The sequence below is a fragment of the Bradyrhizobium sp. C9 genome (assembly GCF_002532045.1).
GTDB lineage: Bacteria > Pseudomonadota > Alphaproteobacteria > Rhizobiales > Xanthobacteraceae > Bradyrhizobium.
In genome coordinates this window covers 917,712-936,824 of record NZ_NWTG01000001.1, presented here as the reverse complement: position 1 = coordinate 936,824, position 19,113 = coordinate 917,712, and the positions used below count along the sequence as shown (strand labels likewise).

The following is a 19,113-nucleotide window of genomic DNA, read 5'->3' as shown; positions in this document are numbered from 1 at the left end:
AGCAGTTCGACGGCGTAGCGTCGGGTCGGATCGGCGCGGTCATAGACAAATCCAGAAAACGTTGTGCGATCGTATCTGGAGAATTGCGTTCGCAACGACGCGTATTCAGCTCCTGAGGGCCTCTGCTTGCCAATCGTCTTCGTGCTCATGTCCACCCCTCAAACGGCGGCTCGATTGTCGGTCGATTTCAAGTTGAGAATGTGTCCATGGCGCGCCCAAGGTGATTAGCGAGCACTCAACTGCACTGAGGCAATCACCGTTTGCACAAAAAGCCGCCGAGCTCCAACACAAACGATACATTATAAAACTTGGCGTTATCGGCGCCAATTGTGCTAGTGCTAACTCCTCCTCTCCACACTGATCGACGAGCGGATTCATGAAGATTGCAATGGTTGGAACGGGATATGTAGGTCTCGTGTCCGGAGCGTGTTTTGCCGATTTCGGCCATCAGGTCGTTTGTGTCGACAAGGACGCCGGCAAGATCGAAGCCCTGAAGCGCGGCAAGATCCCGATCTACGAAACCGACCTCGATAAGCTCGTCGAGACCAACGCCGCCGCCGGACGGCTGACCTTCACGACGGAGCTCGCGGGCGCCGTCGGCGACGCCGATGCCGTCTTCATCGCGGTGGGAACACCATCGCGGCGCGGCGATGGCCATGCGGATCTGAGCTACGTCTATGCTGCCGCCAAGGAGATCGGCGCAGCACTGAAGAAGTTCACCGTGGTGGTGACGAAGTCGACCGTGCCCGTCGGCACCGGCGACGAGGTCGAACGCCTGATCCGTGAGACCCGCCCCGACGCCGATTTCGCGGTTGCTTCGAACCCCGAATTCCTGCGCGAAGGCGCCGCGATCCAGGATTTTCGCCATCCCGACCGGATCGTCGTCGGCACCGAGGACGATCGGGCCAAGAGGGTGATGGGCGAAGTCTATCGCCCGCTCTATTTGAACCAGGCGCCGATCCTCTATACCGCACGACGCACGGCGGAATTGATCAAATACGCTGCAAATGCCTTCCTCGCCACCAAGATCACCTTCATCAACGAGATCGCCGATCTCTCCGAGAAGGTCGGAGCGAACGTGCAGGAGGTCGCGCGCGGCATCGGGCTCGACAACCGGATCGGAACCAAGTTCCTGCATGCCGGCGCAGGCTATGGCGGCTCGTGCTTCCCGAAGGATACCCGCGCCTTGTTCAAGACGGCGCTCGATCACGACGTCCAGCTGAAGATCGTCGAAGCCACGCTGACGGCGAACGACAACCGCAAGCGCGCGATGGCGCGCAAGGTCGCCAACGTGCTCGGCGGAGAGCTGCGCGGCAAGACGATCGGCGTGCTCGGCCTGACCTTCAAACCCGATACCGACGACATGCGCGAGGCACCGTCGATCCCGCTGATCAACGGCCTGATCGACTTCGGCGCCAAGGTACGCGCCTACGATCCGATCGGCATGGAGCAGGCCCGCAAGGAACTGCCCGAGATCGAGTACAGCAAGGACGCCTATGAATGCGCCCGTCAGGCGGATGCGCTTGTCATCGTGACCGAATGGCGCCAGTTCCGCGCACTCGATCTGAAGCGCATCAAGCAGGAAATGAAGCATCCGGTCGTCGTCGACCTGCGCAACATCTACCGTCCGGACGAGATGGCCGCGCACGGCTTCACCTACGACAGCATCGGCCGGCCGCGCTAAGCGGCCGCGCCGGCGGCGCCTAATCCCAAAGCGCGGTGAGGTTGAATCCTCATCGCGCTTTTTGCTTGTTGTCTTACGATCAACTCAGCGCAAACGCCTGGCATTTGCCGCAGGAAACCCGTTCCGCACTTTGAGCTCTAGGCGTGGGCGGGCGCGCCGAGTTGGACATAGGCGTCCAGCTCGCGTGCGAGCGCTTCCTGCCACGTCGGCATCGCGACCCCGAACTGCGTCTTGAGCCGCGTCAGATCCAGCCGTGAATTGCCCGGACGTACCGCCTTGGTGGGGAAATCGACTGTTGCGATCGGCACGATGTTGTCGACGGCGAGCGTGACGCCACGCGACCTCAGCCCGCCGACAATGGCGGTCGCAAAGCCGTGCCAGCTGGTTTCGCCGGCGCAAACGAGATTGACGACACCGCCCCTGCGCGCGAGCTGATCGTGCAGCGTGGTGATGTTCGGCAGGACGATGCCGGCGACCGCGCTCGCGATCGCCTGTGCCGTCGTCGGCGCGCCGATTTGATCGGCCACGATCCGCAGCTCCTTACGCTCGCCGGCGAGCCGCGCGATGGTTCGCAGGAAATTCGTGCCCGTCGCGCCATAGACCCAGGAGGTGCGCGCGATCAGATGCGCTCCGCCGGCCGCCTGGATAGCGAGATCGCCGGCAAGCTTGCTCGCGCCGTAGGCCGACAATGGTTCGGTCGGGCTGTCCTCGCGCCACGACCGGTCGCCTGAACCGTTGAAAACGTAGTCCGTGGAGAAATGCACCAGCGGCACACGGTTTGCCGCCGCCCATTTCGCCAGCACCTCGGGTCCCCTGGCGTTGACCAGGAACGCCAGGTCGCGCTCGTCCTCGGCACGATCGACGGCCGTATAGGCCGCGGGATTAATGATGAGATCGGGCTTCAGTCTCTCGAGCTCGCCCGTCAACATCTCCGGCTTCGCGAGATCGAACTCCGCGGTCGGCGGCGCGATGATGGTGCCGTGGCCTTCCAGCAGAGGCTTCAGCGCACTGCCGACCTGGCCGCGCGTTCCCGTCAAAAGAATCCGCATCAGATTTGTCCATAGGTCGGGAGATTGCTGGCGTCGGCGAGCAGCGGCGCATCCGTATCCTTGGCCGACAGCTGTGGCTTGTCGACGCCCCATTTGATCCCGATCGCCGGATCGTTCCACCGGATCGAGAGCTCGTCCTTGGGGCTGTAGAAGTCATCGCATTTGTAGAAGAAGTCGGCGGTTTCCGAGAGCACCACGAAGCCGTGGGCAAAGCCGCGCGGCACCCATAGCTGACGGCGGTTGTCCTCGCTCAATTCCACCGCGACATGCCTGCCGAAGTTCGGGCTGCCGACCCGCACGTCGACGGCAACGTCCAGCACCTTGCCGCGCAGCACGGTCACGAGCTTGCCCTGGGTGAGCGGGTTTTGCAGATGCAGCCCGCGCAGCACGCCGTAGGCCGAGCGGGACATGTTGTCCTGCACGAAGGGGCGCGTGATGCCGTGCTCCACATAACGGGGCGACTGGTAGGTCTCGAGGAAGAAGCCGCGCTGGTCGCCGAACAGCTTCGGCTCGACGATGAGAACTTCAGGAAGCTCGGTCTTGATGACGTTCATTTAACATTTGTTCCAGTTTGACGCGCCCGAAATGTTAATTTCCCCCTCATAACAAACTTGTGCAGCGCACGCTATATGTTATGTTCTGATAATCAAATTGTGAGGGACCATGAAAGGCATTATCCTTGCCGGTGGCACCGGCTCGCGCCTCTACCCCGTGACCACCGTCGTCTCCAAGCAGCTACTGCCCGTCTTCGACAAGCCGATGATCTACTATCCGCTGTCGACGCTGATGCTCGGCGGAATCCGCGATATCCTGATCATCTCCACGCCGCAGGACAAGCCGCTGTTCCAGCGCCTGCTCGGCGACGGCAGCGAGATGGGCGTCCGGTTCGCCTATGCCACGCAGGAGACCCCGCGGGGCCTCGCCGACGCCTTCATCGTCGGACGCGAGTTCATCGGTGATGACTCCGTCGCCCTTGTGTTAGGCGATAACATTTTCTACGGCCACGGCCTGCCCAGCATGCTGTCGGCCGCCTCGATCCGCAAGAAGGGCGCCACCGTGTTCGGCTACGTCGTCAACGCGCCCGAACAGTACGGCGTGATCGAGCTGGATGGCACCGGACGGGCGCTGTCGATCGAGGAGAAGCCGAAGCGGCCGAAGTCCAATGTCGCCGTCACCGGCCTCTACTTCTACGACAATGACGTGGTCGATATCGCTGCCCGCATCAAGCCGTCGCCGCGCGGCGAGATCGAGATCACCGACGTCAACAAGGCCTATCTCGAGCGCGGCGATCTCTATGTCGAGGTGCTCGGCCGCGGCTTCGCCTGGCTCGACACCGGCACCCATTCCTCGCTGGTCGAGGCCAGCCATTTCGTCCAGATCCTGGAGCAGCGCCAGGGCCTGCGCATCGCCTGCCCCGAGGAGATTGCGCTGCGCCAGGGCTACATCTCGCTCGAAGCCTTCGCGCGGGTGGCGCAGAAGACCGCCAAGAGCAGCTACGGCGAGTACCTGCTGTCGGTCTACCGCTCGTTCCAGGGTCAGCCCCGCCCAGCCGAGGTATTCAAACATGCGGTTTAAGGGATCGACGATTTTCGTCACCGGCGGCGCGGGTTTCATCGGCTCCGCCGTGGTCCGGCACCTGCTGCGAGATACTCACGCCCGCGTCGTCAACATCGACAAGCTGACCTATGCGGCGAACCTGGCCTCCCTGCCCGGCTCGACCGAGAGCCTGAATTACACCTTCGAAAAGGCCTGCATCTGCGAGGCACAAGTGCTGCGCCGGCTGTTCGAGAAGTATCAGCCCGATGCGGTGATGAATCTCGCGGCGGAAAGCCATGTCGACCGCTCGATCGACGGCCCCGGCGAATTCATCCAGACCAACATCGTCGGCACCTTCACGATCCTGCAGGAGACGCTGCGCCACTGGCGTACGCTCTCGCCCGAGAAGCGCGACCAGTTCCGCTTCCTGCACATCTCGACCGACGAGGTGTTCGGGTCGCTCGGCGACGAAGGCCTGTTCACCGAGACCACGGCCTATGCGCCGAACTCGCCCTATTCGGCCAGCAAGGCGTCGTCAGATCATCTGGTGCGCGCCTGGCGCGAGACCTATGAGTTGCCGACCCTGGTGACCAACTGCTCCAACAATTACGGCCCCTATCATTTCCCGGAAAAGCTGATCCCGCACATGATCATCAAGGGGCTCGCCGGCGAGCCCCTGCCGGTCTATGGCGACGGCCAGAACGTCCGCGACTGGCTGTTCGTCGAGGATCACGCCAAGGCACTGACCTTGGTGCTGGAGCGTGGCGAGGTCGGCGAGACCTACAATGTCGGCGGCCGCAACGAGCGCACCAACCTGCACGTCGTGGAAAGCATCTGCGACCTGCTCGACGAGGTGATGCCGGCTGCGGATGGGCCGCGGCGCCAGCTGATCAATTTCGTCGCCGACCGCCCCGGCCACGACCGCCGCTACGCCATCGACGCCACCAAGCTCGAAACCGAGCTCGGCTGGCGCGCCGAGGAGAATTTCGAGACCGGCATCGCCAAGACGGTGCGCTGGTATGTCGACGAGCAACCCTGGTGGCGCGCGATCCTGGAGCGCGGCTACAAGGTGGAGCGCGTCGGGCTGAACCAGTAATCGTCGCTCTCTCCAAGCCGTCGGCGTGGACAGCGAACATGAAGCCGGCAAGCGCGATGAGGCTTCAACCGGATCTCATCGCGGCTTGACGAGCCGCGACCGCCTTCCGACGGTGGATTGGCAACCGCCGGCCAGACAACCAATCGAGAAACCAAGGGATCCCGCCATGAATATCGCAATGGACGGTCAGGAACAGACGTTGTTCAAAAGCTTCGTGGATCTCTCGACCCGCTACCTGGAATTCGGGTCGGGCGGCAGCACCTGGCTCGCCTGCCAGAAAAAAAAGGACTGGGTCATCTCGATCGATTCCTCGTCGGAATGGCTCTCCAAGGTCGCCGACGCCACGCGCGATGCGAGCACCCAGCCGCTGCTGCTGCACGTCGATATCGGCAAGCTGCGCGAGTGGGGCTACCCGGTGGAGAAGGAGAAAGAGAGCTCCTGGCCCGATTATCACGAACGCATCTGGGAGCGTCCCGAAAGCAAGACGGCGGACTTGTATTTCGTCGACGGCCGGTTTCGCGTGGCTTGCTTCGTGCAGTGTGTGCTGCACGCAGCGCCAGGCGCTTTCATCGCAATTCACGACTTCGAGAACCGTCCCCACTACCATTCGGTGCGGACGGTCGCGCGGGAAATCGCACGGGCCAACAACATGTCCGTCTTCCAAAGGCCGCCAAGGATCGACGTCGATGCCGCACAGGCCCTGCTCGCGAAATACCGCCTGGAGCCGCTATAGCCGACCAGAGCCTCTGTAGCCGGCCGCTACGGTCGACGATCAGTTCAGCGCACGAAACAAAGGGCGCGCCAATTGGCGCGCCCTTCTTGTTTTTCCCCCGGATTCAGCCGTGGATTTTAGCCTTGGACCAGCTTCTTCAGGTCCGGCAGAAACCGCTGGATCGTCGCGTCTTCGATATCGTTGCGATCTCGCAACGTGAAGAACTCCATCGCGCGGATCTTCTCAGGATCTCCGTCGGCGAGCGGCCTGCCACGCTCACGCTTCTTCAGCAATTGCTGCCGCGACTTGGTGTAGTAGTGATTGATGACCAGCTTGTCCCGCTTGGGAGCCGTGCAGCGGCCGCCGATCGGGAAAACAGGCGTGCCGTCTTCGGCGACGTAGCAGCCCAGAACGAGCGATTGATGGGGATGCAGGTACGACACGATGGTGTCCGGCCGAATGATCGACTTCATGATGAAATGATCCGGAAAGTCGTCCGGCGCGCGGCGCGTGAAGGACTCGATGCACAGGCCGGCCGGCCTCGCGTCGTGGCCGTTCGATCCGAAGTTCAGCCAATGCACCGCCACCGCCGGCGCTGATCCGACCTCCGCCAGGACGTCCTTGATGTTGCCGGCCTTCGTTGGAAACAGGTACTCATCGGCATCGATGAAGGCGCACCATTCCGAGCAATTGCGATAGCTGTCGATCGCATGAGAGAACGCGCGCATCTGGCCGAATTCTCCCTCCACGAAATGATAGGTGATCATTTCGGGCCACGGGAAGGCTTCGATCACGTCGCGCGTGTTGTCGGTGCTGCCGTTGTCGTAGAGGTAGAAGTGGTCGACTCCGACCAGTCTGTGAAAGTGCAGCCATTCCAAGAGGTCGTCGCCCTCGTTCTTGATGGCGCACACGACGGCCAGGCCGTGCTTCTTCCGATCGACCCCGACATAGAGCTTCTTCGCCTCCATCACGCGCAGGAGGCCGGCAAACTCTCGCCGCAGGTTTTCGCTTTTCGGGGCCGCAGCGAGCGCGGAAAGATAAACATCCTGCGCTTCGTGGGCCGAGCCCATGTTGAGATCCGCGATCGCAAGGCGATGCAACACCCGCGAGTCGGATGGCAGCTGCTTGACGAGGTCGAGAAGGATTGCGCGCGCTCCAGCGAAATCACATGCCTGCACAAGCGCTGCCGCCTTTGCAAACTGGAATTCCTTGTAGTGGCCGTATTGCTGCTCCAACTGCTCGACCGATTGGATGAGGTCGTCGGGCTTCGGATTTGCGATCCGCCCGGAAAAGAAATCTCGAAGCCTCGTCTCGATCTCACTTGCTGGAAGCGCATCGAGATTCACGCCTGAGCTGAAACTAGACAATGCAGGAATTTCCATGTCCAACCTGAGCCGCTCCCCACGAGATCAACAAGCAATTACCATTGGTTCGCACCACGAATTCCCTATTAGCGCACTTATCCTACAAGAATAAGGCTATAACACGTAGCACTCACATTTAACTGTTGTAAGGTTATTTCGAGGAAAATCAATACAGTAGACGCAGAGGGCTCGCTGTCATTTGCACGAAACCGTCGCACGCGACGGGAACGATCGGAGGTCGCCAATGGACAATGGGAATGCAGCAGTCCGTAAGCCGTTCGCGCTTACAAGACGGATGTTCCTGACATCGTTATCCGCAAGCCTGCTGCCCGGCTCGCTCAGCTTGCTGGGTTCCGGCCATCCTGCGGCCGCCGCGGCGGCTTCCCGGCCGCTGGTCGGAGCGATCCGATGGGACGCCTGGTATTCGCCGGGCTCGCAGCCGACGGAGGCCATGAAACAATCGCTCGGCCCGGAAAAATATCGTTGGCGGACGCCCTTCTTCGGAACGCAGATGAACCGCGATCCCAACGCACTCGATTTCTCGGCTTCGATCGAGGCCGAGATGGACAAGGAGATCGATCAGGCCATCTTCGCAGGACTGGACTATTGGGCATTCGCCGCCTACGGCGCAAACCACCCGATGTCGAAGGCTCTGTACACGTTCAGAGCGCGGCCAAAGGCAGCCGAGCTGAGATATTGCATGTTCACCGAGCTCGGGCGATGGGGATCGGCAGCCAAGCTGTCCTCGCTGCCCCGGGAACATATCGGCCTGATGGCGGACAAGAATTATCTGAGGGTGGAAAACGACCGGCCGCTGTACTTCCTCGGCTTCATCAAGGGGGCGGACGTGCAGCGGAGCTGGGGCGGCGTGCAGGGTCTGCGCGCCCAGCTGAGCAAGTTCAAATCCGACGCCAACGGCGCCGGGCTTGGCGACCCCTACATCGTGCTGGCAGGAGACGCGAAATTCCTGAGCCAGGAGGCCGCCAATCTGGGCGCCGACGCGGTCGGGTCATATGCGATCACGACCGGCAACGGCCGCGGCAGCTTTGCTGACCTCGCAAAGTATGCGGAGAAGGGCTGGAACGATCTTTCCGCGAGCCAGGTCCCGGTCGTGCCCACGGTGATGACCGGATGGGACCGCCGCCCGCGCATCGAACGTCCGGTGCCCTGGGAAAAGTCGCAGCGTCCCGGCGATGGCGTCACCAATTTCTATACCGCGCCGACCAAGAAGGAATTGGCCGGCCATCTGGCGCAATCGATCAGCTGGGTGAACAGCCGTGCGCCCGATCGCCGGGCCCCCGCGGTGCTGATCTATGCCTGGAACGAAAATGACGAAGGTGGCTGGCTGGTCCCCACCGTGCCCTGCCAGACCGATCGCCTGGAAGCGCTGCGCGAAGTTCTCAAGACGACCGCAAAGACGGCGTCGAAAAACCTCTGCTAGGCCAGCTTCAGAGACGTGCGTCGCGGTTTGCGTGAAGCCGCGGCGCGCGCTCAATCAAGGCTCCGTTCCGACTGCATCGGAACGGACAAGGCAGGCCTTCCCCAATCAGCGCCAGCGAAGCGGCCTGGTCCGATCGTTCGATTCCACCGTCCGGTGCTCCGGATGATAGGGCGCGTAGATCTGCTTGACCCAGTAGTTGAAGTTCGGGTGCAGCTTGACGAAGTCATAGAACGAATCGCCGAAATTGGACGGACTGAGGCAGGTCTTGTTCTGCGGCCGCGACGAGATCGCATTCAGGCAATACGACTCCATGCAGGCCTTCGTCTCGCTCTCCGCCACCTTGCTCAGACTCCGGAAGCTGTTGGTGGAGTGAAGCCGATACAAATAGCGGTCGGTCTCGAGATAGGTCGGCTCGACCTTGGTGACGGCGCGCAGGGCGAAGTCCCAGTCGTGACAGTATTTGAGGTCGGCGAGCCAACCCACCTGCCGCAACAATTCACGGCTGAAGACGAAGTTTCCGGTCGACGCGGCGATCTGGGAATCCAGGAATGTCCATGACAGCGGCGCACCCGCAATCTGGGCCCGATCGATTGCATAGCGCAGGCGTGTCGGAAACTGGTAGTTGCTGATCGACCTGCCGTACTCGTCGATCGGCTCGACGGCCGAGAAGCCGAAAAACAGCCGCTGATCGGCATATTGATCCGCGAACAGCCGCACGCGCTCCTTCGAAAAGGCATCGTCCGAATTCAAAAGGAAGATCATGTCGCCGCTCGTCAGCGACAATGCCCTGTTCCAGGTGTAGTGGGCGCCGAGGTTTTGCGGGTTCTTGAGCAGCTTGCAGGACACAAAGCGCTTTCCGAACGACCGCTTCTTGATCACCTTCTGCGCGACTTCAAAACTCTTGTCCGGCGAATGGTCGTCGACGATGACGAGCTCGATGTCGGAAAACGTCTGCTGGTAGACAGTCTCGAGGCATTCCTCGAGATACTGCTCGTGCTTGTAACACGCGATGACGACACTTGCGAGCATCGGCTGTGACCTCAACGTCTCACGATGATCGAATGGCGGGACCGCACCAGCGCGCTGGCGCCGTCGCCGACCTCCAGCACCGCGAGCTGATATTCACCATCCGGCAAATCCCGGATCGAGAACGACAGCTGGAAGCCGAAATAGCATTCCTTGCTTTCGGCCTTCATATATTCCTTCACGTCGACGCGCTCGTGCCAATCGACGATCAGGCAGTACCCGCTGTTGGCCGCGCCATCCGGCCCAAGCCCCGACAGCACCAGGAATCCGGTTCGTTGCCGGCTTGCCTCGAACGTATTGCCCGCGCAGATCCATCCCCGCACCAAGATCTCGAAGCGCGGATCGACGATCACCCGCTCGCCGGTCTGAGAATTGATGTTCTCGATGACCAGCAACGATCCTGCCGGATTGTCGGACGCACTTTCCGCCTCGACCGGCGTGCCGCTTCTGACGCGCTGTATGCCCGAATGCGTGAGACCCGACCGGTGCAGGCTTGCCAGCACCTCGACGTGCGTCGACGCCTCCTTCACCGCCCACTCGAGCTCCTGCCGGCTCAGGCAATCCAGCAGATCCGGGCTGTTCCGGATCTGCGCCGAAATCGGCTCAGCCGAAGCCACCCTTCGCACCACGTCCAGGAATGCGCGTCCGTGGCGCGAATCCGGCTCGAGATGAGCGCCCTCCGCCCACTCGTTCCAGGAATTGATGAACACGAGCGACTCGGAGAAGCTGTTGCCCTTGGCGCGCAGGGTCGCGTCGCGCAGCCAGACCTCGAACGCCTCCGGACTGGACCGGGTGAAGACGTGACCGCGCGCGCCCTTGCGCGGCGTATTGTCCCAACGCGGCATCACGGCAGGAAAGAACGGGAAATCGTAGGTCTTGCCGATCGACGATCGCATCGCATCGACATAGTCGTACACCTTTCCGGCGAAGGTCGGCGGCGCATCGACGTCGGCCGGCGGCACCTCCCGCGTCGAGACCGTGTGCGGGGGAAACTCGATCGCCGCATCGCAGTTGACGTCACGCGGATCGAACTCCCCGAAGGTCATCGCATTGCAGATCAAAAGCTCGCCGATCCCGAGTTCCCTCGCCCGCTCGCGCCAGATCTCGAACAGACGCTGCTTGTCCGGCAGCAATGACGGCCTGTAGACGACGATGATCTTGCGACCATCGACGGTGATGTAGCGCTCATCGAGCAGCAGGTCGGCCATGTCGTCGATGAAGCGGACGTCGTCGTCGAGCGAGTGATTTTGTCCCAGCAGGAGCTCGGCATCCGAGCCGTCCCACCGGCGCGACCAGTTCTCGTTTGCCCAGCAGATGCAGAACGGCAGGTTCGGCTCGCCGTCCTCGAGCATGAGCTGAAGCGGCTTTTCCAGCAGCCGCCGCCCCTGAAACCAGTAGACGTAGTAGCAAAATCCATCGATGCCGTATTTGCGCGCGAGGTCGCCCTGCTGACGACGCGTCTCCGGCAGGCGGACGTCATAGAAGCCGAGATCGGCCGGCAACCACGGCGATTCGTGAGCCGGAAACTGCGCACGCATGCGCGCGACGTTGGTCCACTCGGTGAACCCTGGTCCCCACCACCTGTCATTTTCTTCAAATGAATGGAATTGCGGCAGGTAGAAGCAAATGTAGCGCACCTCTTTGGTGGCTGTGTCCGCGAGCCCGGCAACTGTCCTGCTATCGTTGTTCGGAAACAGCAGATCGTCGTAGTCTTCGATCGAGAAGCCCAGCGCAACGACCACTTCGCTCGGCGTAAAGTTCTCGAACAGCGGTATCTCGTAATATTCACCATCGCTCAGGCTGATGCGCAGATAGATCTGTGCATGCTTGGGCTCCACCAGCGTGTTTCGCAAGGCGCGCGCCAGCCGACGGCGCACACCCGGCGTGGACAGATCGATCCGAAATCCGGGACGTCCGATCACGCTCCGAGGGCCGATGCGGGCCGGCATCGATCGGCCGGTGCGTCCCTCTTCGACACAGTGGGACGAGACGAAGAGCGCCAGCGAAACGGTTGAAGCGGGCGACTGGGCATCGACGATCCATCCCGAGATTCCGCGCCCCGAATATTCGAGGATCGCGCCGCGCAACCGCGATCCCGACTGGAGATCGCTGATATCGGGATCCAGGAACAGGCTCTGCGGATGGTCTTCCTGCTGAACCGGACTGGCAACGGGCAACATATCCTTCGTATCCCTGACGCTCCGTTCGACCATCTTGTTCATTGCCACTCGATCTCCTGCCAACGTTTAACGCCGGCTCCGGTTTCTTTCCCGGTCACGCGGACGTTCGATCCCGGGATCACATTGCCTGACACGCTCCGGATCGTGACCGCTCGGTTCTTATCGATCATCTTCACACAACCAGAGGTGCAATGAGCATTTATTCCGCGAACCCACATTAACGCAATCTCTCTATCGTCGATATGAAAGCCATTGTTAGTTCTGCCCAGATTGTCACACGGAGGTGCACGCTTCCGTGCCTTCGCGCCCAAAAACAAAGCCGTTCACCGTCTCTGCCATTGCTTGCGCGCGACGTGATGTCCGCCTCCAGCAATCTCAGCTGACGCTCTCGCCCATCGCCTGCAGGCGACGTAGCGCACCTTCGTTGTTCTGTTGCGCCGCCTGTCGATACCAGCGCAGCGCCTGGTCGTGGTCCTGCGCGATGCCGTTGCCGGCGCGCAGTGCGTCACCGATGGCGAGCTGCGCTTCGGCCATGCCCTGCTCCGCCGCCGCCGCAAACCACTCGGCCGCCTTCGCCGGATCGGCGTCGCGCCCCTGACCGCGCCCGAGCATCACGGCAAGGTTGTATTGCGCTGTCGTGTGGCCCTGGCGCGCCGCGGCTTCGTACCATTTCACGCCCTGGGCAAGATTCTGCTCGATGCCCTGCCCGGTGCAATACATCACCGCGAGCTTGAACTGCGCTGCGGCGCTGCCGCCTTCGGCAGCCTTGACGATCCAGCCGGCGGCCGCCTGCGGATCCTTGAGGGCGCTCTTGGGATCGGAATACAGCAACGCCAATGTGTGCTGGGCCTCGACATGGCCGGCACTCGCCGCGCGCTTGAACCATTGCGCCGCGGCCGGAAGATCGACGGCGCCACCGGACCTTCCCATGTGAAGCCCGCCGAGTTGGAACGCCGCGGCGGAATGCCCCACCTCGGCGGCATCGGTGAGCAGCGTGCGTGCCTGCGCAAGACCCGCTTCGGACGGCTCCTGCTGGATGAGAAACAGGGCATAGGCCGTCTTTGCATCGGCGTCGCCGCCCTTGGCCGCCTTGCTGAGCCATTCGGCAGCGCGCACCTGGTCGCGCGGCACACCGTTGCCCGCCGCGTAGAGCCGGCCGAGTTGCACGCCGGCGGCGCTGATGCCTCCCTCGGACGCGCGCTCGAACCACTTGACCGCGGCCGCGACATCGCGCGTCACGCCGTTGCCGTTGAGATAGAACACCGCGATGTTGTGGGCCGACGTGGCATGGCCGCTCTCGGCGGCGCGTTCGAACCATTTCGCAGCCTGACGGATGCTGGGCGGAACGCCGGTACCGGTGGCGTAGAAGCGCCCGGTGAAGAACTGCGCCTGCGCGTCACCACGCTCGGCCGCCTTCTCGTACCAGTACGCCGCCTCGCGCAGATCCGGTTCGGCGGCGGTGCCGAGCGCATAGAACTCGGCCAGCGCCTGGATCGCCGGCAGGTAATCCTTCCGTGCCGCCTTGCGCAGCGCGGTCTCGGCCTTGTCGACGTCCTTGGCCACCCCTTTGCCGCTCAGCCGCAACAGCGCAATGTTGTAGAGCGCGATGGTATCGTCATGAGCGGCGGCACTCTGAAACAACCGCGCCGCCTCTTCGACATTTTCGGGCAGCCCGGTGCCCTTGAGGCACATGAAAGCGAGCGCCACCTGCGCGCGCACATGGCCCTGCTCCGCGGCCTTGTGGTACCAGATCGCGGCCTGCGCATAGTCGACGGCAACGCCGCGTCCCTGATAATGCACGTCGCCGAGCGCGAATTCGCCGGCCGCCGCCTTCTGCTCGGCTGCGGCCTCGTACCAGCGCAGGGCCACGGCGTGATCCTTGGTGCAGCCTTGCCCGTTGGCGTACATGTCGCCCAGGAGCGCTTGCGCGTCCGCCTTGCCGGCCTCCGCAGCCACCGACATCCACAGGAAGGCGGCGTCGAGATCCCTGGGCACGCCGATCCCGTTCGGGAACACCAGATCGTGGAGGTTGGTCGCCTTGTCACCCAGCCGCGCCGCCGTGGATTGCCGCCACATCTCGGGCCGGTTCGGTCCGAGCGCGGCCTGAAAGCCGTGGAAGTAGATCAAGCCGAGCTGGAATTGCGCCTCGACATGTCCATGCAGCGCGGCGCGCTCATACCACGCGACCGCGTCCGGAATATTGCCGATGACGCCCTCGTTCCGCGCATAGAGCAGCCCGATCCGGTAATCCGCCTCAGGGTTGCCCGCCCGCGACGCATGTCGCCACAGACGCAGCGCCTCGAGATATTGCCGGTTCTCGTAAGCCTCCAGCCCCCGTTCAAACTGCGATGAGTCTGAACGGGACGAACCGGGGCGGAGCAGGTCGAGAAGGGATCGCGCCGATACCGTCATGGCTCGCGCATTGCTTCTTTTGCACTGCGCAGCATGCCACCGAGCAGATACATCGCCACCGATCGGGTGCCGACATTGACATCACCCTGCAACGTCATGCCGGGGATGAGGCGGAAATTATTAGGAACATCCTTGAAGTTGGTCTCGTCGATCGAGCATCGCGCCTTGTAGTAGGCATCGACCGGCTTTCCGTCATCATCGGTGGTGAAGGCGCCTTCGCTGATCCAGCGAATCTTGCCCTGCGCCGTACCGTGCTCCGCTGCGTTGAAGGCATCGACCTTCATCGTGCAGGGATCGTTCGGCCGGACGAAGCCGACGTCGCGCGACAGGATCTGGATCTCGGCCTCGAGCCGGGTCTTGAGCGGCATCAGCGTGATAAAGGGATCGCCGGGCTTCAGCACCGATCCGACCGAGAGCTTGGCAAGGGTCAGGACGACCGACGGCTCGGCTGCCGTCCAGCGGACCAGGTCCTGATGCTTGATTGCCTTGTCATACTGCGAGCGTGCCGTATCCAGGCTGTTGCGCGTCGTCACCAGATCCTGGCTCAGCTGCGCGTTCCATTGCTCGGTGAAGGCGTTGCGATCCGCCTTCAGCGAATCCAGCTGATGCTGCGCCTCCAGCAGGGTGTTGTGCGTGTTGTCGATCTGACGCAACAGCTCCAGGCGATTATCCTGGGACAGATACAGGTTCAGCTTGGATCCGCTGCCGCTTTCGGCGAGCGTCGAGCGCATGTCCTCGATCTTGCCGGCGATCTCGGCACGCTGACTGTAGCGCTCGTCGTCCTTCTTCGACTTCTGGATCGTCGCCTCGGTCTGACTGATCTTGGAATCGTAACTGTTCACTTGCGCGTGGTACTGCGCAACCCGCTGGTCGTAGAGCGCCTTTTGCAGGGCGTTGTACCTGGTCGCGTCCTGATCGTTGGATTGGCCGAACGACAACGGCTTTCCGGACAATTCGGCCTCATCGCGAGCGACCTGCGCCTCGAGGCTCGCAATCTGCAGCTTGTACTGCGTGACGTCGGCCGCGGTGAAGGTGGAGTCGAGGGTCGCGAGCAGTTGCCCGGTCTCGACCTGCTGGCCTTCCCGAACATCGATCGTCTTGATGATCGACGCATCCAGGGCCTGCAACACGTTGATCTGGTCCACGGGAACGATCCGGCCGCCGACGCTGGTGATGACCCGATCGACGCGCGTGAGGCACATGATCGCCACGACACAGACCATGAATGCCGACAGCACGAACAGCGTCGCGCGGGCCAGCAACGGCTCGGCCGCCTCGCGGATGGCATCGGTTTCGGACTGGAACTGGCGAACGGTCGCGAGCGAAGCCTGATTAGGAGACAAGGGTCGGACTCCTGAAGTTCTTCTCGTTGCGGCCCGCCGGCACCAGATGCGTATTCTGCTGGTACCAGAGCGAGCTATAGATGTCGTTTCGTTCCAGAAGCTCGTCGTGGCGGCCGATATCGTTGACCACGCCGCGATTGAGCACGAGGATGGCGTCGGCCTTGGTCAGCGACGACAGGCGATGCGAGATGATGATCAGCGTGCGCCCCTGCGCGATCCGCGAAATGTTAGCGTTCACGATCGTCTCGCTCTCTGCGTCGAGCGCACTGGTCGCCTCGTCCAGGATCAGGATCGGCGGGTCGACGATCAGTGCGCGCGCGATCGCGAGGCGCTGACGCTGGCCGCCGGAGAGATTGGTGGATCCCTCGTAGATATAGGTCTCGTAGCCTCGCGGCAGCTTGTCGATGAACTCCTCGGCGCCGGCCAGTCGCGCCGCCCTGACGACATCGTCGAAGGTCGCATCGGGCTTGGCGGCAGCGATATTCTCGCGGATCGTGCCGCTGAACAGGAAGTTCTCCTGCAGCACCACGCCCACATTGCGTCGGAGATGATCGACATCGTATTCGCGAACATCGACACCGTCGACCTTGATCAGACCGCCGTAGTCGGAGTGCAGGCGCTGCAACAACCGCGTGATCGTGGTCTTGCCGGAGCCGCTCTTGCCCATCACGCCCAGCGTCGTGCCGAGCGGAATCTCGAAGGAGATATTGTTCAGCGCCGGCGACACCGCGCCCTTGTACTTGAAGGTGACGCCGGAGAATTCGATGTGCCCCTTCAGCGGGACCCGTACGCCATGGCCGGAACGTCCCTCCTCGGGCGGCTGATTGACCAGCCTGCCGACGATCGTGACCGCGGTGCGCGCTTCGTCATACTGGTTGATGAGCTGGGCCATCTGCATCAGCGGGCCGGCGACTCGTTGCGACAGCATCAGAAACGCAAACAGCGCGCCGACATAAACCGGATCGCCGCTCGACACGGCGAGGTAAACACCGAACGCATAGGGCGCACTCACCGCCAGCCGCTCCAGCGGCTTCACGACCGTCTGAATGGCGGTTCCGGTCAGGCCTTCCGCAAGGCGCGCCTTGGCGACGCGCGCCACAAGGACATCCCACATGTGGCGCTGCCGGGTGTCGAGCGCCAGCGACTTGATGGTCCGCATGCCGTTCAGGCTCTGGATCAGAAACGCGCCCTGCACGCCTTCAGCAGCCAGAGTCGCCGAGGATTTCTTCCGGTAGGCGGGCAGCATCAGGATCAGCCAGGTGACGATCATTCCGGCAAAGGCGAGCACCATCAGCGTCATGATCGGGCTGAAGAAAAACATGACGGGCAGGAAGAAGAACAGCGTCGTCGAATCGAGGATGGTCCCGAACAACTGTCCGGTCAGAAAGCCGCGAATTCGGAACACTTCGCGAATATCCCGGGAAATCAGGCCGACAGGGTTCTGCTCGAAGTAATCGATCGGCAGATTGAGCACCTTCTCGAACACGTAGGTCGACAGCTTGACGTCGAGTCGCGCCGTCAGGCGCTGCACCAGATACTGCCGCAGGAACGTGAACGCCGCCTCGAACAGGATCAGTACGAGCATGGCGATGCACAGCACGTAGAACGTGTTGTAAGCCTTGTAGAAGATGACCTTGTCCGAGAGCAGCCGCCAGAACATGATCGGTCCGAGGCCCATGAAGCCCAGGATCAGCGCCGCGATCGCGACATCGCGCAGGATCCGCCGCTCGCGGAACAGCAAGGCGGTGACAAAGCCGAAGCTGAACGGCTGGGTCTCGTCCGAGATTTCGTAGTCGCGCTTGGCCATGACGACGTCGCCCGACCAGATGTCCTCAAAGCGCGGTTGGTCGATGACGAGCAGCGCATCCTCGCTCGCGTTCGGATCCTGCAAGACCACCCGGGTGCTGTTTTCATCGCCTTCGAGGCGCAGCAAGACCATATGGCTGCCATCGCGCAGGCGAACGATGACCGGCAGCGCCCGCTTGAGATGGCTCAACCCGTTCCAGTCCAGCGAGACGGCCTTTGCCGTCATGCCCGAGGAATTGGCGCACTTCAAAAGCTCGGCAAGTGTGACTTCCTGGTCGCCGAGGAGATTGTCATGGATGAGCTGGGACGGGGTCAGATGCAGGCCATGCTGTCTTGCCACGATGACGAGACAGGCGAGCCCCGAGGGCGGCAGCGCCTCTACCGAAGGTGCGCCGACGAGCGAGAGGTGTTTGGTCATGGAAGCCTCGAGGTTTCGACTGCGCAAGATCCGGTCCCTAGCGAGATATAACTTATCACTGTTAGTTCGCTAACGCAGCATTTTCAGCGCACGGTTCCGAAAAGATATGTGTCGCAACAAGCACAGAAGCCAGTTCTGGCCATTGCTACCGGTGGTTTAACCACGGAACCCTTATAACATTATTTAACATCTGCAATCATGGGGCGGCGGTCTCCGTCTCCCGGAAGTCGAAGCCGCAAGCCTCGAGCTGCGGCCGGATCCGCCTCTCCTCGGCCTGCGGCATCAGCGCCAAGGCGCAGACCTCGAAGTTCCCGCTGCGAACAGACACCGTCGGAAACCCGGCGCTCAGCAGCAGGTTTCCCATCCGGTCGCACGAAAAGCCGGTCTTGTGCGCCATGTGGTGGCGCCCCTGCTCGATCGCACCGGAATGCCCGTAGATCATATCAAGTGGCCGGATCGGACCGGCCGGCGAGACATAGGCGACCGCACCGAGACCCTGGGTCAGCATGTGCTGAGCCACCGCCTCCAGGTCGGGCGACATGATCAGCGCGAATCCGTCCGGCTTGAGAACCTCGCGGAACTGGACGAATGTGGGGTGGATCTCATGGGCATAGAGATGCTCCATCAGATGGGAGCACCAGATCGCGTCGAACGACGCGGGCCGGCACAGTTTGGCGAGATCGGTAATCGAGCCGACGATATCCGGATTCACGCTGCCGTCGACATCGAGGCGAACCTCGTCCCACTCATGCGACGTCAGGAGCGGCTGGATCCGCTTGGCAACCGTCGATCCAGCGCCGGCGTTCAGCATTTTCTTCTTGGCCAATTCGAGAGCTCCGCGGTTCGCACATTAAGCGGCTGATTTCTGCAGCGATCGCTCGTCTCGACCGAAGTTGCCGGTGCCGCTGGAAAGCCATCGGCCGCGGCACCGTCCCGTCAAGCGAGCTACACGCCTTTACAAAAGCTACGTGGTCCGAATGTGACGAACTAACTTTCTAACGTCCGTTCACGCCTTGATGTGGGAACCTGAGACGGAACTGGTCGTA

14 protein-coding genes are annotated in these 19,113 nt (G+C 62.2%); 5 read left to right on the top strand and 9 right to left on the bottom strand.

Features of this window, described 5'->3' with window-relative positions:
• Positions 1–376 precede the first annotated feature (376 nt).
• Positions 377–1,684, top strand: a complete 1,308-nt coding sequence (locus CO675_RS04120; protein ID WP_097670693.1) for a UDP-glucose dehydrogenase family protein — start codon at positions 377–379, stop codon at positions 1,682–1,684.
• Positions 1,685–1,821: 137 nt separating this feature from the next.
• On the opposite strand, the gene rfbD is transcribed toward CO675_RS04120, so the two are convergent.
• On the bottom strand, positions 1,822–2,733 hold the full coding sequence (gene rfbD, locus CO675_RS04115; protein ID WP_097670692.1) for a dTDP-4-dehydrorhamnose reductase: 912 nt from the start codon (positions 2,731–2,733) through the stop codon (positions 1,822–1,824).
• Positions 2,733–3,287 (bottom strand): dTDP-4-dehydrorhamnose 3,5-epimerase, encoded by a 555-nt coding sequence (gene rfbC / locus CO675_RS04110; RefSeq protein ID WP_097670691.1) that lies wholly within the window; start codon positions 3,285–3,287, stop codon positions 2,733–2,735. The genes rfbD and rfbC overlap by 1 nt, the downstream gene beginning before the upstream one ends.
• Before the next feature lie 109 nt (positions 3,288–3,396).
• Here rfbC and rfbA point away from each other — a divergent pair, with 109 nt between their 5' ends.
• From rfbA to CO675_RS04095, 3 genes are all read left to right on the top strand, one after another.
• A complete protein-coding gene (rfbA, locus tag CO675_RS04105; RefSeq protein WP_097670690.1) occupies positions 3,397–4,308 on the top strand; it encodes a glucose-1-phosphate thymidylyltransferase RfbA in 912 nt (303 codons plus the stop codon).
• Positions 4,298–5,365, top strand: coding sequence for a dTDP-glucose 4,6-dehydratase (gene rfbB / locus CO675_RS04100; RefSeq protein WP_097670689.1), 1,068 nt, complete (start codon positions 4,298–4,300; stop codon positions 5,363–5,365). Before rfbA ends, rfbB begins: the two co-directional genes overlap by 11 nt.
• Before the next feature lie 166 nt (positions 5,366–5,531).
• Positions 5,532–6,098, top strand: coding sequence for a hypothetical protein (locus CO675_RS04095; protein WP_245452619.1), 567 nt, complete (start codon positions 5,532–5,534; stop codon positions 6,096–6,098).
• A gap of 116 nt (positions 6,099–6,214) precedes the next feature.
• Here CO675_RS04095 and CO675_RS04090 read toward each other — a convergent pair whose 3' ends face one another.
• Positions 6,215–7,459, bottom strand: coding sequence for a glycosyltransferase family 92 protein (locus CO675_RS04090; protein WP_097670688.1), 1,245 nt, complete (start codon positions 7,457–7,459; stop codon positions 6,215–6,217).
• Positions 7,460–7,685: 226 nt separating this feature from the next.
• Between CO675_RS04090 and CO675_RS04085 the strand changes: the two genes are divergently transcribed.
• Positions 7,686–8,882, top strand: a complete 1,197-nt coding sequence (locus CO675_RS04085; protein ID WP_097670687.1) for a glycoside hydrolase family 71/99 protein — start codon at positions 7,686–7,688, stop codon at positions 8,880–8,882.
• Between the two features lie 105 nt (positions 8,883–8,987).
• Here the strand turns inward: CO675_RS04085 and CO675_RS04080 are convergent, their stop codons facing one another.
• The 6 genes from CO675_RS04080 to CO675_RS04055 all read right to left on the bottom strand — a co-directional run bounded on the left by CO675_RS04080 (position 8,988) and on the right by CO675_RS04055 (position 18,878).
• The gene (locus tag CO675_RS04080; protein ID WP_097670686.1) at positions 8,988–9,911 is read right to left on the bottom strand and encodes a glycosyltransferase family 2 protein; all 924 of its coding nucleotides are present in this window, start codon (positions 9,909–9,911) and stop codon (positions 8,988–8,990) included.
• Positions 9,912–9,922: 11 nt separating this feature from the next.
• Complete coding sequence (locus tag CO675_RS04075; protein WP_097670685.1) at positions 9,923–12,130, bottom strand: glycosyltransferase WbsX family protein; 2,208 nt, start codon at positions 12,128–12,130, stop codon at positions 9,923–9,925.
• Positions 12,131–12,463: 333 nt separating this feature from the next.
• Positions 12,464–14,500: a tetratricopeptide repeat protein gene (locus CO675_RS04070; RefSeq protein WP_097670684.1), complete on the bottom strand. Its 2,037-nt coding sequence runs from the start codon at positions 14,498–14,500 to the stop codon at positions 12,464–12,466.
• Positions 14,497–15,843 carry an HlyD family type I secretion periplasmic adaptor subunit gene (locus CO675_RS04065; RefSeq protein ID WP_097670683.1) on the bottom strand — a complete coding sequence of 449 codons (1,347 nt, stop codon included), beginning with the start codon at positions 15,841–15,843 and terminating at the stop codon, positions 14,497–14,499. The genes CO675_RS04070 and CO675_RS04065 overlap by 4 nt, the downstream gene beginning before the upstream one ends.
• Positions 15,833–18,067, bottom strand: coding sequence for a peptidase domain-containing ABC transporter (locus tag CO675_RS04060; protein ID WP_097670682.1), 2,235 nt, complete (start codon positions 18,065–18,067; stop codon positions 15,833–15,835). Before CO675_RS04060 ends, CO675_RS04065 begins: the two co-directional genes overlap by 11 nt.
• A gap of 196 nt (positions 18,068–18,263) precedes the next feature.
• The gene (locus CO675_RS04055) at positions 18,264–18,878 is read right to left on the bottom strand and encodes a class I SAM-dependent methyltransferase (protein WP_097670681.1); all 615 of its coding nucleotides are present in this window, start codon (positions 18,876–18,878) and stop codon (positions 18,264–18,266) included.
• Between the last annotated feature and the right edge of the window lie 235 nt (positions 18,879–19,113).

What these genes read in the sequence shown, in the direction of transcription:
- CO675_RS04080 (WP_097670686.1), bottom strand. Translation starts at nt 9,911, where the DNA reads ATGCTCGCAAGTGTCGTCATCGCGTGTTACAAGCACGAGCAGTATCTC.
- rfbA (WP_097670690.1), top strand. Translation starts at nt 3,397, where the DNA reads ATGAAAGGCATTATCCTTGCCGGTGGCACCGGCTCGCGCCTCTACCCC.
- rfbC (WP_097670691.1), bottom strand. Translation starts at nt 3,287, where the DNA reads ATGAACGTCATCAAGACCGAGCTTCCTGAAGTTCTCATCGTCGAGCCG.
- CO675_RS04055 (WP_097670681.1), bottom strand. Translation starts at nt 18,878, where the DNA reads ATGCTGAACGCCGGCGCTGGATCGACGGTTGCCAAGCGGATCCAGCCG.
- CO675_RS04095 (WP_245452619.1), top strand. Translation starts at nt 5,532, where the DNA reads ATGAATATCGCAATGGACGGTCAGGAACAGACGTTGTTCAAAAGCTTC.
- CO675_RS04090 (WP_097670688.1), bottom strand. Translation starts at nt 7,459, where the DNA reads ATGGAAATTCCTGCATTGTCTAGTTTCAGCTCAGGCGTGAATCTCGAT.
- CO675_RS04075 (WP_097670685.1), bottom strand. Translation starts at nt 12,130, where the DNA reads ATGAACAAGATGGTCGAACGGAGCGTCAGGGATACGAAGGATATGTTG.
- CO675_RS04060 (WP_097670682.1), bottom strand. Translation starts at nt 18,067, where the DNA reads ATGACCAAACACCTCTCGCTCGTCGGCGCACCTTCGGTAGAGGCGCTG.
- CO675_RS04070 (WP_097670684.1), bottom strand. Translation starts at nt 14,500, where the DNA reads ATGACGGTATCGGCGCGATCCCTTCTCGACCTGCTCCGCCCCGGTTCG.
- CO675_RS04085 (WP_097670687.1), top strand. Translation starts at nt 7,686, where the DNA reads ATGGACAATGGGAATGCAGCAGTCCGTAAGCCGTTCGCGCTTACAAGA.
- CO675_RS04120 (WP_097670693.1), top strand. Translation starts at nt 377, where the DNA reads ATGAAGATTGCAATGGTTGGAACGGGATATGTAGGTCTCGTGTCCGGA.
- rfbD (WP_097670692.1), bottom strand. Translation starts at nt 2,733, where the DNA reads ATGCGGATTCTTTTGACGGGAACGCGCGGCCAGGTCGGCAGTGCGCTG.
- rfbB (WP_097670689.1), top strand. Translation starts at nt 4,298, where the DNA reads ATGCGGTTTAAGGGATCGACGATTTTCGTCACCGGCGGCGCGGGTTTC.